Annotated in this window: 13 protein-coding genes and 1 tRNA gene; 3 read left to right on the top strand and 11 right to left on the bottom strand. The window is 67.7% G+C overall.

From position 1 onward, the window contains the following. Nucleotides 1–39: 39 nt before the first annotated feature. From JNK84_RS11495 to mnmA, 11 genes are all read right to left on the bottom strand, one after another. Nucleotides 40–1,779, bottom strand: coding sequence for a hypothetical protein (locus JNK84_RS11495; RefSeq protein ID WP_293424171.1), 1,740 nt, complete (start codon nt 1,777–1,779; stop codon nt 40–42). Then, nucleotides 1,776–4,235, bottom strand: coding sequence for a glycosyl hydrolase 2 galactose-binding domain-containing protein (locus JNK84_RS11490; protein WP_293424169.1), 2,460 nt, complete (start codon nt 4,233–4,235; stop codon nt 1,776–1,778). The genes JNK84_RS11495 and JNK84_RS11490 overlap by 4 nt, the downstream gene beginning before the upstream one ends. An 8-nt stretch (nt 4,236–4,243) precedes the next feature. After that, nucleotides 4,244–5,257, bottom strand: a complete 1,014-nt coding sequence (locus JNK84_RS11485; RefSeq protein WP_293424167.1) for a DUF1839 family protein — start codon at nt 5,255–5,257, stop codon at nt 4,244–4,246. Between the two features lie 2 nt (nt 5,258–5,259). After that, a complete protein-coding gene (locus JNK84_RS11480; protein WP_293424165.1) occupies nt 5,260–6,183 on the bottom strand; it encodes an amino acid--[acyl-carrier-protein] ligase in 924 nt (307 codons plus the stop codon). 3 nt (nt 6,184–6,186) lie between these two features. Next, nucleotides 6,187–7,329, bottom strand: a complete 1,143-nt coding sequence (locus JNK84_RS11475; RefSeq protein ID WP_293424163.1) for an acyl-CoA dehydrogenase family protein — start codon at nt 7,327–7,329, stop codon at nt 6,187–6,189. A gap of 53 nt (nt 7,330–7,382) precedes the next feature. Continuing rightward, on the bottom strand, nt 7,383–7,634 hold the full coding sequence (locus JNK84_RS11470; RefSeq protein ID WP_293424161.1) for an acyl carrier protein: 252 nt from the start codon (nt 7,632–7,634) through the stop codon (nt 7,383–7,385). Between the two features lie 618 nt (nt 7,635–8,252). Then, nucleotides 8,253–8,329 (bottom strand) — tRNA-Met (locus JNK84_RS11465). An 84-nt stretch (nt 8,330–8,413) separates the two neighbouring features. After that, a complete protein-coding gene (locus tag JNK84_RS11460) occupies nt 8,414–9,040 on the bottom strand; it encodes a Pr6Pr family membrane protein (protein ID WP_293424159.1) in 627 nt (208 codons plus the stop codon). A gap of 114 nt (nt 9,041–9,154) precedes the next feature. Next, a complete protein-coding gene (locus tag JNK84_RS11455) occupies nt 9,155–10,144 on the bottom strand; it encodes an MBL fold metallo-hydrolase (RefSeq protein WP_293424157.1) in 990 nt (329 codons plus the stop codon). Nucleotides 10,145–10,283: 139 nt separating this feature from the next. Then, the gene (locus JNK84_RS11450; RefSeq protein ID WP_293424155.1) at nt 10,284–10,913 is read right to left on the bottom strand and encodes a class I SAM-dependent methyltransferase; all 630 of its coding nucleotides are present in this window, start codon (nt 10,911–10,913) and stop codon (nt 10,284–10,286) included. Nucleotides 10,914–10,923: 10 nt separating this feature from the next. Then, entirely contained in the window at nt 10,924–12,090 is a 1,167-nt protein-coding gene (gene mnmA, locus JNK84_RS11445) for a tRNA 2-thiouridine(34) synthase MnmA (RefSeq protein ID WP_293424153.1), read from the bottom strand. A gap of 164 nt (nt 12,091–12,254) precedes the next feature. Here mnmA and JNK84_RS11440 point away from each other — a divergent pair, with 164 nt between their 5' ends. The 3 genes from JNK84_RS11440 to JNK84_RS11430 all read left to right on the top strand — a co-directional run bounded on the left by JNK84_RS11440 (nt 12,255) and on the right by JNK84_RS11430 (nt 14,943). Further along, entirely contained in the window at nt 12,255–13,127 is an 873-nt protein-coding gene (locus JNK84_RS11440) for a lysozyme inhibitor LprI family protein (RefSeq protein WP_293424151.1), read from the top strand. Between the two features lie 48 nt (nt 13,128–13,175). Beyond that, nucleotides 13,176–13,865 carry a DUF1045 domain-containing protein gene (locus JNK84_RS11435; RefSeq protein WP_293424149.1) on the top strand — a complete coding sequence of 230 codons (690 nt, stop codon included), beginning with the start codon at nt 13,176–13,178 and terminating at the stop codon, nt 13,863–13,865. 115 nt (nt 13,866–13,980) lie between these two features. Continuing rightward, entirely contained in the window at nt 13,981–14,943 is a 963-nt protein-coding gene (locus JNK84_RS11430) for a TAXI family TRAP transporter solute-binding subunit (RefSeq protein WP_293424147.1), read from the top strand. Nucleotides 14,944–15,038 lie beyond the last annotated feature (95 nt).

The raw sequence follows: 15,038 nt of genomic DNA, 5'->3' as shown, positions 1-15,038 counted from the left end.
CGTCCCAGAGTGGGACGCCTACCGCATGTTCGCCTAAGCTCAAGCAGAAGTTGTGCCGTGAGCGACCTGTTTTCCGGCCGAACTCTGGACCGCGCGTGTTGCTGCCAGAACGCGCTCGAACAGCGCCTGCCTTGCGGCCGGCGGCGTCAGGTCGTGATCGGAACTGGCAACCAGCGTCATGACGATGCGCGGATCGTTGGCGAGGCGGCGTCCGCCTGCTCCGAAATGGAGCGCGAGGTCGCCGAGGCCGGGATCATCCGCGCTGAAGAACAGTTCGACGCGTACGCCGCGCGCCTGAAGGCGGGACATCATCGCGCGGGCGCGTCGGGTCTCGCTCGACGGCACGACCGCGCGCAGCCGGCTTGTCGCGCGGCGGGCGAACTCGCGCACGAGCGGCCAGAGCTTGCGCTCGCCGGTCAGCACGCGCCGCCAGGAGCGCGCGCTCCACACCTTGGCGACATAGCTGGAAGCAAGAGGATAGGCCGAGGCGATGGCCTCTGCGACCGTCTCGCCCTTGCGCCAGACGAAGCGCTGGATGTTGACGAGGACGAGCCCGGCGATGCGCGGATCGCGCGCGGCGCTATGGAAGGCGAGATAGGCGCCGCTGCACGCGCCCGAAAGCACGATAGGACCGGGCCTGTGCGCGGCGAGAAGGTCGATGGCGGCGGCGGTATCGAGCTCCGTCGCGGGGTGATAGAGCACGCTTTCGACGGCGTCGGGGGCACCCGGGCGGTCGACGCCGTCGCCGATGCCCGCGAGGTCGATGCGCAGGGATGCGACGCCATCCGCCGCCAGCCGTCGGGCAAGATCGACGCCGGATCGGGCCCAGCCCACATGCGGATTGCGGCCGGCATTGACGATCAGGACGGCCGGCTTCGCCGGATCGGGATCGACCGGATCACAGAACACGCCGAACAATCGGCCGCCCTCGCCGAAGGTGATCGCATTTTCGACGAATTCCGGGCCGGACAGGCTCGCAGCGCCGATCGCGCCCGGCGTGGTCAGGGCGCGGCGAGGCAGCGTCTCGGTCCAGTCGATCGCCGTCCCGAAAGCCTCGTGCGGCGTGGTCGCCATGGTGGGACTGATGGAGATGCCGTCGAATCCGGTCGCTTCTGCCGCCGTGACGATGGTCTGCGTGGCCCAAACAGAGGCGAGCGCGGCTGCATCGGCCGCGCCCTTGCGGTGCAGGATCATGACCGGAGCCGCAGGGGCCGGAATCTTGCCGAGGTCGAGGCCGCCGATGGCCTTGAGCGTTTCCGGCGTGGTCAGATGGCCGCCGACCAGAAGGCCCTCCGGCGTCGAGGTCGCATCCGGGTCAAGCCGTGCGCCCTCGGCGACCGCCCGGGCGGTGATGGCGAGTTCGCGGGCGTACAGACGGCCGCGGACGACCGGATCGAGCAGGACGAGGCCGGCGAGGTCTGGGATCGCCTCAGAGCCGAGCGTTCCGATCAGCGCGCCGAATCGCAGGCCGAGAACGATAGTCCCGCCGGTGCCGGCGCATTCGCGCAGCATCCCGGCAGCGGTCGCGACGCTCGCCGTCCAGACAGGCACGCGGTCCGGATCACCATCGCCGCCGAGCGAGTCGGCGGTTCCCGGCAGATCATAACGCAGCACGGCGTGACCAGCGGCTGCGAGCCCATCCGCGAGGATGCGCAGGCTCTTGGTGGCCGCCAGCGCCTCCAGCCCGTGGGGCGGCACCACAACGACCCCGAGCCCGGAGGCGGGACCTGACGGCAGATACAGCTTGCCGAGCATGCCGTCGAACGTGACCGGGATCATGCGGCGACCCCGTAGGCGACCGGGTGGCTGTTCAGGGCGGCAACCGCACCACGGGGCGCAGGACCGGGCGCGCCGCGCAGCGGCACGAGACGGGACTCTCCCGGCGCAAGGCAGAAACCCTCGTCGTCCGGGCAGAGCCGCTCGTCGTCGATCGTGACGAACCGGGCCAGACGCTCCGAGGTGATCGTCAGAATCGGGGCGTCCGGTGTTCCGCCGGTCTGGACGGCAAGGCCGATATCGCGCGGCTCGGCGGCGCAACCGGGCAGCACGTGTGCGGCCTCGGCAACCAGCGCGCCTGTCTCGGCATCCGCCAGGCGCGCGAGTGTCACCTCATGAGCGCGTGGGCCGAAGCGGTAGGCGTTGGCGATATCGAAGAAGCGGCCAAGAAGAGCGTGACTGGTCGTGCTCGTCGCGGAGCCGGGCGTCAGGGTCATTTCCGTTGCGGTTTTGGCGAGCGGGTGCGGCCCCTCGCCGTAGCTCGCGAGCGACAGGACCAACCGGCGGGATTCGGCGGTCTCGTTGGTGAGGTGGATGCCGAGACCGTTCAGCCCCTCGTCTGTGAGGCCGAGGTGCACAGGGCGAAAGGCCCGCTTCAGGGCGTGATAGGTCGATTTCGGCATGGCTGCGTGATCGAGAACGCCCCAGCCCGCGCCGGGCATGAGGTCGTTGAGGAACCAGACGAGGCCGCCGCCGCAGGGCGAACCTGCGCGGCGCCACTCGGCGAAGACCGCTTCCATGAGTTCCGCCGGCGCGGCGCGGCCGAGAGCAAGATAACGGGCGGGGTCAGCGCTTCGCAGGGCTTCGGGGTCGACGCCGTAGAGCGCGCGGACGTAATGGTCCCGCACGTCCTCGAAATCCCAGTCTGCGCCGGCGTCGCGGGGAACGCCGCGCTTCCATCCCACCGATGCGGGGTTGTTCAGGTCATCGCGACGGAGCGCTGCGGGCGAGGGCACGTTGGCGAAGGCGAGGCACTCGCTGGCGAAGCGCACCTCGGCGCGGCGTGCATCCTCCAGCGGCCGGCGATAGGCGCCGACGCCGAAATAGTGCGTGACGCCTTCATCCGTGGTGAAGGGCAGGGCGCCGCCCCAGGGCGTGTGCGGGACATAGGCCGCCTGCGGCACGGATTCGGCCGTGATGGCGGAAAAGGTCTCCTCGAACAGCGGCATCGCGGCCTGCTGCGGCGTCAGGCCGAGCATGGTCGCCTGCTGGGCGATCTCGCTGCCGCCGCAGATGACGGCGAGCGAAGGCGCTCCCTGCCGTCGGTCGAGCAACTGGCGCACTTCCGCCTCGACCAGCGCCGCAAAGGCCGGATCGGCGGCTGGATAATCGAAATTGGCGAACGGCAGGTCATGCCAGACGAGGATGCCGAACTCGTCGCAAAGATCGTGGAAAGCGTCCGATTCCGGCGTCATCGTGCCAGACAGGCGGATCATGTTCATGCCGGCGTCGCGGGCGAGCGTCAGCAGATGACGCGGATCCCGGGCTGCGGGAGCGGCTGGATCGGCCGGCATCCACGACGCGCCGCGGCAGAAGATGCGTTCCTTGTTGACGACAAGCGCGAAGCCCTTGCCATCGGCGCCGTGGTCAACCGCGAGCGCACGGAAGCCCACCCGGCCGAGGCCGACGACGGTGCTGCCGACGCGGATCGCCACATCGTGCAGCGCCGGTTCACCATGGGTGTATGGCCACCACGGCGCGATGCCGTCCATGGTCAGGCGGCCCGACCAGCTCGCCTCGTCCGAGCGGTGCAATGCATGAGCGTGGCCGGCGCAAAGCAGTTCGACCGGTTCCGTGACCGTACCATCCAGCGTGATGCTCGCGTCCAGGACGCCGAGATCGTCGTGCAGGCCCGCCACCAACCGGGTTGAGCGCACGCGGAACGGCGCGCCGCGATGGATGAGCTCCACCGGCTGCCACGGGCCGACGATCGCGACCGGCGGCGTCCAGCCGGGCATGTGGCCGAGCGGCGTGGTTCGGGCGAGACGCAGCGTCCCGGGCTGGATCATCATCGGCCGCCAGCGCGCGCGCGGGCCCTTGGCTTCAGCGAGAGACGCATTCAGCGCGCGGAAACGGATCGCCAGTTCTTGGCGGCCCGTGCCCGCAAAATCCAGATCGTGCGCGAGGAACATGGAATTGCTGGCCAACACCGGCTGCCCGTCGAGGAATATCTCGGCATGGGTCGCAAGTCCGTGAAAGCGGAACGTGCAGGCGCCGCGCGCTTCGAACACGATCCGGTACCAGACATCCAGGTCGTGCAGCGACCTGCCGTCGGGGGCCTGTCCTCCGGCCGCACGGAAGGCGCTCTCGACCGTGCCGGGGACTTCGGCCGGCAGCCAGGCGCAATCGGCCGGCAGATCGCCTGGCACCGCGGCGGCATCGGCCTCGCATGTCGTCAGCGACCAGCCCGCAGCGAGGAGGACACTCGTGTCGCCCGATATGCTGCGGATGCGTGCCATGCTTGCTCTCAGGAGGCGGTCCGGACGAGCGTCGGTGTCCGGGTTGCGGTGAAGCCGAAGGCGCGACCGATCTCGTCCATGGCCAGGTCGTAGTCGCGGGCGATGGCGGCAAGGGCTGCGTCCAGACCATCCGCCTTCTTGCGCGCGCGGGCGCGGGCGAGAAGGAATTGGAACGTCTTCATGCCGGATGACATGGCCTCGCAGAGCGCGATGGGCTGGCCGAGCCCTCCGATGCCCTGACGTGCGAGCCAGTCGAGATGCGCGGCGAGCAGCGACATGCAGGCGCCGAACTGCCGCGCGGTGTTGAAGGCATAGGGGTGGAACGAGCACGGCGGCTCGCTGGCGAGCCAGTCGAGATGGGCCGGCAGGGCCGCGCGATAGGCATCGACCGGGTTGCGCTCAGGCCGGTTGGCCCAATGATCGGCGAAGCGGGCGATGGCCGCGTCCCGCAGCGCGCGCCCGGTGAGACCCGGACCCGAAACCTTGGCGAATTCGACGTAGGGCGGCAGGACCGGTCGCGCGACCGAGCCGAAGCCGAGCAGGTGCTCGACATCCTCGCCCGCCATCTCGAAATAGCCGGCATTGTGGAAATAGCCGAGCGCAGCCGAGGCGCGGTCGAAGCGGTTGACCGCGATCGTCGTCTTCGAATGGTCGGCGAGGTAGGTCACGCCGCGCGTGTCGGGCAGGCGGTGCGCATCGACCTCGACGAGGGCGATGCGGCCGCGTGCAGCCTGCTCCTCGATATGATCGACGAGAGGCCGGTAGATCGACAGCTCCTGCACGTCGAGGCCGAACAGGGTCTCGATATCGCGCGTCGGCATCTTGAAGAAAGTAAACTGGTCGCCTTCGAAATCCTGCGCGACGGTCATGCCGAGGCCGGCCGCGGGCTCGCGGCCGAGCGTGTGCAGCAATTCGATGAACAGGTCGGTGTGGCAGTTTGTCTCCGGCCAGGCCCGCTCCGCGTGGTGCAGGGCGTGGCGCGGATAGTTCGCCGCATCGAGTTCGGGAAAGACGACCTGCATGGTCAAAGGCCCAGGGCGGTACGGACCGACGCCGGCCAGCGCGCGACATCGGTGCCGTGATGCTTCAGGAGGGCCAGAATGACACGCTCATGCCCGAAACCGACGCAGGCCGTGTGCGCGACCTCGCCGTCGGCGGAGGTCAGGCCGAACGTCTTGCCGAAATGGTCCTGATGATAGTTGAACGAGAGGCAGGCCGTCGGGTTCTCCTCGCTCTCGATCGGGATGAGCAGCTCGAATTTCAGCCGCTGGTCGCGCTGGTTCACGGCGAGCATCTTGCCGGTGCGGCCGAAGAACGGATCGTTGGCGACATCGACGGCGAAGGGCAGGCCGAGATCGCCGATCAGCTTCTGGCCACGCTCCAGCCAGTTGGCGCGGAATTCGGTGACCTGGTCGGGCGTGCCCATGCGGACATATTCGCGCATGCGGAAGAACTGCTGGCGGGCCGGATCCTTGGAGGGTTCGTGCCGGAAGCAATAGGAGAGCAGGTCGTAGAGGCGGCCCTCGACCGGCAGGTCGCCGCGCCTGGCGGCGGTCGGATAGAGCGGATAGCAGGCGGCGGGCGTCAGCACGACGTCGCTGGCCTTCTGCCCCTCGGTCCAGTCACCCTTCTGCTCGATCGTCTGCAGGAGGCTGACATGGTCGGCGGGGTTGCCGCAGAAGCAGTGCACGGTGCCGGCAAGCTGCGGAAAGCTCTTCATGTAGCCCGACTGCTCGAAGACCGAGCGGGCCATGGCCGGCGGGAAGCGCACGACCTCGGCCTTGTCCGCGGCGCCGTAGCGGCTGACCAGCGCCTGGAAGCCATCGCCGATGGCCTCGAACAAGCCGGAGCGACCGTAGAGACCGTCGACACCGGTCTCGATCAACAGACCGCGGTCGAACAGTTCGTCGAGGAAGGAGGTTTCAGTGGTGGGGGTCTTGGCAAGCACGGATCAGCCCTCCAGCTCGGTGTCGAGGCGCGACATGAGAAGCATGGTCGATGTGTTGGCGAGCACGCGGTCGTTGGCGATCATCAGCGGCGCGGACAGGATGTCGCGAAGCTGGCGGCCGACCGACAGCGGGTTGGCGTTCTTGTAGCCCTGGATGCCGATGATGCCGAGCGCCGCCTGGACGATGGCCACGGCCTTTTCGGAGGCCTCGACCTTCACCGCGTTCATGGCAATGGCGAAAGCCATGGAGTTCAGCTCGTCCTCGTCGTGGCGGGCCCGTTCGAACCGGGCGATGCCGTCGCGCACCAGCGCCTTCAGGCCCGAGAGGTCGGCGGCGGCGGCGGCAAGGCGCGCAGCACCGGGCGGCAGGCTGTTCGGCGTCTTGCGGGCGGCTGCCTTGACGGCGGCCTGCGCCTTGGACAGCGCTGAACCGGCAATGCCGAACCAGAGCGCCGACCAGAACAGGTGCGAGGAGGCGAGCATGCTTTGCGCGGCGATCTCCGCGAAGGGCTTCGGGAAGACCTGAGCGGCCGGCACGCGGGTCGTCAGCTTGAAGCCGTGCGAAGCGGTGCCGCGCATGCCGAGCGTGTCCCACACGGAAGTCTGCGCAAGGCCCGCCTGATGCTTCTCGATCACGACCATGACCTGGTCGGACGAGGCGGCGTCCGGAGCGCGGCGGGCGGTAGCGAGGACGGCGTCGGCGTCGAGGCCGTAGGAGATGACGATCGCGTCCTTCTCCAGCGTGACGTGATCGCCGTCCGGAACGATGGAGCAGACGGAATTGCGCAGATCGCCGCCGATGCCGCCTTCGGAGGTCGACGAGGCGATGAGAAGCTGGTCGCGGGCGATCCGGCGCATGAAATCGCGCATCCAGTCGCTGCCTTCGCCATGGTGGACGAGGCTCGCGACCTTGATCTGGTGCATGGCGAAGACCATGCCAGCCGCCGAGCAGGCGCCGCCGAGCGCCGCGCAGAGGTCGGCGATCTCGGCGAAATCGGCGCCCTCGCCACCGTGCTCACGCGGGATCATCAGGCCAAGCAGACGGGCCTCGCGCATCGCATCCACCGCCTCGCGGGGGAAGCGGGCATCGCGGTCGACGGCGTCGGCGTGGAGGCTGGCGACCTTCGCCACCTCCTTCATACGCATGGCAGCAGACGCCGCGCCCGCAGCGCGGTCGGAACCCGTCCGGTCTAGCATGATCAGGCTCCCGCCTTCTCGGAGGTCAGTTCGTCCAGGGCGGCCCGGATGGTCGCGATGGAGGAGAAAAGCCGGCGGTTAAGCATCCGCTCGGGAAACTCGACATCGAAAGCCTCTTCCAGTGCCAGCATGAGCTGGACCGAGCCAAACGACGTCATGCCCGCCTCGTAGAGGTCGGATGTGTCGGTCAGACTGTCGATGCCCCCCGGCAGCTCGACGGTCCGCGCGATGATCTCGCTGATCTGATCCTTCATAACGGATCGCTCCTGTGAGCCGATCCCCGTTCCCGAGTGTTGGATTACTTGCATTCGAGGAAAGGGAGCAACCTTTGATTACCGATAGTGTTAATGAGATGACCCAGCGTCATTGCTGCATCGTGTCATCGCGGACCGGTGCTGTTGTTCCCGGATCGGATGAGGTGTCCCCGACCGGGACAACGCAAGGCCCGCATGGATTTGCACGCAAGGAGCGGGCCGTGTCCGAATCGGTGGCTTCGGGGCGTCAATGACCCGGCAGGGCGAGATGACGCGCGGATATTTGCCGGCAGGCGCGTGTCGCCACGGGACGCAACCATCGTCGGTTGAAGGCGCGTGTACCAAACCGGGCGAGGCGGGAATTCCCGAACCGGACAGCGAAACAGGAACGGCCGCGACGCTCTCGACCCTTTGCCGAGGCCACGCCAATGGGCTCAGCGCCTCACGCCGCCGCCGGGCGAGGGGCCGTCGGGCTCGCGCCGGCCTTCTTGCCTGTGTCGCCAACCATGGAGATTCGCCGAGAATGGGTGCGCCGGAACGGCACGTCGGGCAATCGTGGCCGATCCGCGCGTTCCAGCCACGTCGGCGCAACGAATCCAGCTATGTCGGATGATGCCTTGGTAGCGGGAGGCAGAGTCGAACTGCCGACCTCAGGGTTATGAATCCTGCGCTCTCACCAACTGAGCTACCCCGCCCCAAAGGGCAACCGGACCGGCGAACCGGTTCGGAGAGCGCGGATATAAGGTCCGGCCCGGAGCAGTGTCAAGGCGAGCCGCATGTCAGCCGCGCCTTTGCCCGGGAAGGCGGTCGATGCCGACGACGGCGAGCGCAACCAGAGCGAACAGAGCCGTGACCAGGAGGGCGTTGCGCGCCATGACGGCGTAGCCGAGTTTGCCGGCATCGATGAAATAGTAGGGGTACCAGCCGTCCACCGCGCCACGCGCGAGGCTCCAGCCGAGATAGCCAACAGGAAAGATCAGCCAGAATGGGATGATGCGGACCGAGAGGCGGCCCTTCGGAACGAAGACGAGCCAGAAGAGGACGGCGAGGACGGGCACGACATCGTGCAACGCATGGTCGGCGACCAACTGCCACCCCTGCGGATTCCAGATGTGCCGGAGCGCTACGGAATAGGTGATGCCAACGACCGCGATGTAGAGCGTAGTGGCACCCAGCCACGAAGCTGCCGGAGCTTTGCCGAGCGCGACGCGGGTCAGCACGGCCGTCACGATGGCGTTGGAGAGTATCGTGAAGAAGCAGAAGAAATTGAAGATCGCCCGCGTGGCGGTCCCGCCGCTTGCGGTCGTGGTGCCGATGATCAGGACGAGCTGCAATGCGAGCCCGAAGAATCCGGCCGTTGCGACCACGCCTGCGGTTAGTCGCCCAGCGGGACTGATGTCGGTCATGCGGGTCGGGTCCGGCCTTGGAGCAAATCGTCGTCAGGTTGCAGGGTTGGATCGCCTTTGACGGCGGGAGCGACGCCGGGGGGCATCGCTCCCGCTGATTGGCGAAAGGGGTCGCTAGCCGATGGACATCGGCGCCGGGAAGAAGCGGAACGTTTCCGGGCCGGTCCGCCCCAGATAACCGTGTCCGGGCCACGGGAAATGGAAGGCCAGCATCGGGATTCGGTCCTTGGACAGCATGTCGAACACCCTCAGGCGGGTATCCACGGCTTGCTTCGGGTCGCTGTCATAGGCGAATTCCGTCCGTGGCCGCTCGGTCAGGAGAATCTGGTGGTGCGTCACGTCGCCGGTGAAGGCCAGCTTCTTTCCGTCCGACTCGATCAGATAGATCGTGTGGCCGACGGAATGCCCCGGCGCGTTCACCGCCTGAACGCCGGGCACGACCTCCTGGCCACCGGTCACCCATTTGATGCGGTCGCGATAAGGCAGCAGGTTGGCGCGGGCATGCCTGACGAAGAGGCCGAGCGTGCGGTCGGACTGCTTCGCCTCGTCGGTCCAGAAGTCGTGATCGACTTTCGAAATATGGATGGTCGCATTGGGGAACAGCCGCCGTCCCCGTTCCGTCGCGAGCCCGCCGATATGATCGATATGGGCGTGGGTGATGATGATGTCGTCGATCTGCTCGGGCCGGATGCGCGCCTCGGCGAGGCTTCTCATCAGGCGACCGGTGGTCGTGCCGAACGCCTTGGAGAAACCCATTCCGGAATCGAACATGATGAGGCGGTTGCCCATGTTCACGAGCGCGATGTTCTGTTCCAGCACGACGGAATCGGTCGGCAGGAAGTTGTCGGTCAGCGCCTGGGCGATCTCGGCTTCCGACATGCCTTTCATGGTGTCGGACGGTTTGCCGAGCGCCAGCGTGCCGTCCGAAACCATCGTCACCTGGGCCTTGCCCAGCGGGAAACGGTAGAAGTAGGCGGGCTGCGTGCGCGCGAACGGCGCGCGTGCCAATGCGGGCGAGACGCCCGCTGCCAGTCCCGATGCGGAAGCAAGGGCGGCTGCCCCGATCAGGAGGCTGCGGCGCGTCGGATTCGGATGGTCGATCATCACGGCTCTCTCCCTGCATTTCCTGTTGCAACAAGCGCGCAGGCCGCCACGAGGCGCGCCCGGCTTGTCGCAGGAACTGTATGGGGCAGCCGACGAGGCTTCAACCGAGGCTTGCGGCGGAGGCGGGTGCCGGGCGGCGTCAGCCGGCCTTCTTGAACCGAACAAGCGTGAACAGGCCGCCGAACCCGGCCGGGCGCTTCTCCACCATGGTCAGGTCCTTCTCGCCCATGACGCGGGAGAACGGAAAATCGGGATGCCAGCCGAGCTTGTCGCCGAACGGCGCCGCGGCCTTCTCGACCAGAGCGCGAATACCGCCCTCGGCCGCGAAGTGATTGACGAGAATGACCTCGCCGCCCGGTTTGCAGACACGGTTGAGCTCGGTCATCACCGCCTCGGGATCGGGAACGACGGTAATCAGATACATCGCAACGACGCAATCGAACGAGGCGTCGGGGAAGGCGAGGCGACCTGCATCCATCTGCAGGATGCCTTCGACATTGGCCAGCCCGTCATCCACGCGCTTGCGCGCGATCTTGAGCATGTCGAACGACAGGTCGAGGCCGATGACCCGGCAGTTGGGGCTGTAATCGGGTAGGGCTATGCCGGTGCCGACACCTACCTCGAGAACGCGGCCGCCGACCTTGCTGGCGGCGGCAACCGCGGCGCGCCGGCCTGTCGTGGTGATGCGGCCGAACAGCGGGTCGTAGATCGGCGCCCAGCGGGCATAGGCCTTCTGGATGGACTGGGAGTCGAGTTCGGCGGCGGGCATCGGGGCTCCGTCAGACGGCGGCTTGCAGAGGCAGGGACGGGGGAAGGATGAGGCTCTCGCGCTTCTTGATGAAGCCGCCGCCGAGAACGCGGGCAAGACCCCGTTCCGCATCGTAGAGCACGCAGGCCTGCCCGGGGGCGACGCCCTCCTCTCCGTCCAGGAGCTCGATTTCGGGGCCGGCGGCCGTCATGGTCAGGACTGCCGCCCTCGGAGGGCGGGTCGAACGCACGCGGGCGTAGCACTCCATCGTGTCGCCCACCGCCAGCGGCGCGTCGCCGAGCCAGTTGAGATCGCGCAGGCCAATGGCGCGTGTCGCCAGTGCCTCCTTAGGCCCGACGACCACACGTCGGCCAGCCGCATCGAGGCCAACCACGTAGAGCGGTTCGCGCGCGGCAATGCCGAGGCCGCGGCGCTGGCCGACCGTGAAGCGCATGACGCCGTCGTGCCGGCCGAGAACACGGCCATCGACATGGACGATGTCGCCGGCCTCGGCCGCTTCCGGCTTCAGTTTCTCGACGATGGCGGTGTAGCGGCCGGATGGCACGAAGCAGATGTCCTGACTGTCGGCTTTGTCCGCGATGGCAAGGCCGAAGCGGCGCGCGTGGTCGCGCGTTTCCGGCTTGGTCATGGTGCCGAGCGGAAAGCGCAGCAGATCGAGCTGGTCCGGCGTGGTCGCGAACAGGAAATAGCTCTGGTCGCGGTCAGCGTCGACCGGCCTGTACATCGCGCGCCGGCCGTTCGCGGCGGCGCGGCTGGCGACGTAATGGCCGGTGGCGAGCACGTCCGCGCCCAGGCTGCGGGCGGTATCGAGCAGATCCGCGAACTTCACGTGCCTGTTGCAGTCGACGCAGGGGATCGGCGTCTCGCCATCCGCATAGGACTGGGCGAACCGGTCGATCACCGCCTTGCGGAAGCGCTCTTCGTAGTCGAGCACGTAATGCGGGATGCCCAGACGCTCCGCGACGCGTCGTGCGTCGTTGATGTCCTGCCCCGCGCAACAGGCTCCCTTGCGGTGCACCGCCGCTCCATGGTCGTAGAGCTGGAGCGTGATGCCGACGACATCATAGCCCTGCTCAGCCATCAGGCCGGCCACGACCGATGAATCCACGCCACCGGACATGGCCACGACCACGCGCGTGGCGTGCGGCGGCTTGTCGATATCGAGGCTGTTCAGCATCGGGCGGCGATCTCGTCTGTTCGATGGCTATATAGGCCCGACCTTCCGATGGCGCAAAGCGCCGCGTCGGTGCGCGCGTGCAGCGCCGCAACAGGAAGCTGGCGGCGAGCCATGCCGGTGAAACCTTGCTGCCCGATGCTGCATTGACAGCAGGAAACCTCCACATGCGCATCTTCGGCATTCTTGTCCTGGCGACCGCCGCCGCATTGACCACGGCACCGACCGGCGCGGCGCAGGCGGCATCCCCTGTGGAGCGACAGAGGGAATGCCCGGCCTCGCTTCCCGCCGAGGCGCGCCGCGACTGCCTCGCCCGGATCAACGCCGAAGCGGATGCCGCTCTCGACGTCGCGCGCCGCGACGCGCTGCGGGCCATCGCAGACTGGAACGGCAATATCGACGCTGGCGGCAAAGCCGAATGGGGCGGCGAGTTCGAGCGGCTTCTGGGGCTCTGGACCTCGTTCCGCGACGGCCAGTGCGCGCCGGCTCTTGTCGGCTTCGAGCGTAACCTCGGTGCCGGCGAGGCGGAGCATGCGGGCGCGGCCTGCCGGGCGGCGATGACACGCGTGATCGTGGCGGACCTGACCAACCGGTTCGGGGAGGCGCTGCCCGATCTCGGGCGGGCGAGTTTCGCGAGCGGCGCAAGAGGCCCGAACCGCCGCGAACTGATCGGCGCGGAAGGCCGCCAGCCACTGTGCCGCCATCCCGGCCGCGGCGGCGACTATCAGCCGCTGACGGAATGCTACCGCCGGCAGGCACGCCGCGTGGACCACGATCTCAACACCGTATGGCGCGATGCGCTCGCCGCCATCCGGACCCGGCCCGGTCTCGACGATGTGAAGCGAGCGGCCTGGGCGGAGGCGCTCCGGGCAGCTCAAAGGCCATGGGCGGAACTCCGCGACCTCGCCTGCACGCTGGAGGCTTATGAAACGCCGAACCGTTTCGCCAACTCGGTCTACTCGCAGGTAACCGGCCCCTGCCTCGTGGTCGAGACCGAGGCGCGCACGCGCGACCTGAAGCGGGCATACGGGCTACCCTGATGTCTTTTGCGTCTTGAGCCCTTCATGTCCGCCGGCTAAGCGCTCGCCATGACCACACGCTACGCCCTCTACGCCGCTCCGTCGCCCGACGACCCGCTCTGGCGGTTCGGCTCGTCCGTCATCGGTTATGACGCGGCTCTCGCCCGCGATGCGGCTTTCCCGCCCGGTGAGCCCTTCGAGCGTCCGGACTGGGCGGAACTGACCGACGATGCCCGCCGCTACGGCTTTCACGGCACACTGAAGGCGCCCTTCGAGCTCGCCGAGGGCGCAAGCGAGGCCGACCTGCTCGAAGCGGCAATGATCTTCGCCGAACGGCGGTCGGCGGTGGTTCTGCCGGCCATGACCGTCGCCTTGCTGAAGTCCTTCGTCGCGCTCGCGCCGGCCGAACCCTCGGATACGCTCGCCACCCTCGCGGCGGATTGCGTCCGAGATCTCGACGCGTTCCGGGCGCCGATGAGCGAGGCGGATCGCTCGCGCCGTCTCAAAGCGCCGCTGACGGAACGGCAGATCGCCCAGATGGATGCCTTCGGCTATCCCTATGTCTTCGAGGATTTCCGCTTCCACATGACGCTCACTGGCTCGCTGCCCGAGCCGCTGCGCATTCCGTTGCGCGAAGCGCTGGCCGCGGCCTACGCGCCAATTGCGGCTCCTGTCCGCGTCGATGCGCTCGCGGTGTTCCGGCAGGACGACCGGCAGTCCCGCTTCACCGTCCTCGCCCGGTTTCCGTTCGAGGGCTGACGGCATTCGGCTAACCTCTTATCAGGGCCGCGCCGCGCGCTATATGCTCCTCCCAACGCGGTCGCGCCGGCGAATGCCGGGCGCATCGCGGCCGAACAATGAGGGAGGAGTTTTCATGTCGATCAACCTGACGCGCCGCGTGGCGCTGGCCAGCGGCGCCGCCATGTTGTCTGCGCCGGCTTTCGCGCAGTCACGCACGCGCCTGACCATCGCCACCGGGGGCACGGGCGGCGTCTATTTCGTCTATGGCGGCGGCCTTGCCCGCATCCTCACCGAGAAGATGCAGAATACCCAGGCGACCGCGCAAGTCACCGGCGGTTCCGTCGACAACATCAATCTCGTCTCGGCAGGCGATGCCGATATGGGCCTGTCGACGCTCGATTCCGTGGTGGATGCGCTCGCGGGGCAGGGCGCCTACACCCAGGGTGGCAAGCGCGAGATCAGCGTTCTCGCAGTGCTCTACGACAACATTCTCCACGTCGTGGCTCAACCGTCGATCAACTCGATCGCCGACATGAAGGGCAAGCGCATCGGAGTCGGCTCGGCGGGCTCGTCAACGGAAGGTTGGGCGGACCGCACTCTGGAGGCGGCGGGCCTCAATCCGCGCACCGACATCACCCGCGACAATCTCGGTGTCGCCGAATGCGCCAATGCCTTCGCCGACGGCAAGATCGCCGGCTTTTTCTGGGGTGGAGGAATTCCGACTGCTGCCGTCCGCGACCTCGCGCAGGGCGGGCGGGCGCCGATGAAGCTGGTCGATGCGTCCAAGGAGCTGGTGGCGATGAACGCCAAATATCCGGGGCTCTATCGCGGCTTCACCATGCCCCCGAACAGCTATGCAGGCCAGACCGCGGCGGTGCCGGCCATCGGCGTCGCCAACGTCATCGTGGTCAACGCCAAGGCGCCCAACGCCCTGGTCACGCGCATGCTCGAGGGGATTTTCAACAACCTGACCGATGTGCAGGGCATTCACCCGGAGGCGCGCAAGCTCAACGTGCAGAGCGCCGCGACGAAGACAGCGGTTGCCTTCCACCCCGCGGCCGAGGCCTTCTACAAGTCGAAAGGCGTCGCCATGTGAGCGTCGCCAGCCGAGCGGCCCGCAGCGACCGACGGTTCCGCGGATATCGTGCGAAAGCCGGGGACGGAACCCTCCGCCCCGGCTTTTTTCCTTGG

The sequence above is a fragment of the Phreatobacter sp. genome (assembly GCF_016793595.1).
In the GTDB taxonomy this organism is placed as follows: Bacteria; Pseudomonadota; Alphaproteobacteria; order Rhizobiales; family Phreatobacteraceae; genus Phreatobacter.
This window is presented reverse-complemented; position numbering and strand designations above follow the sequence as displayed.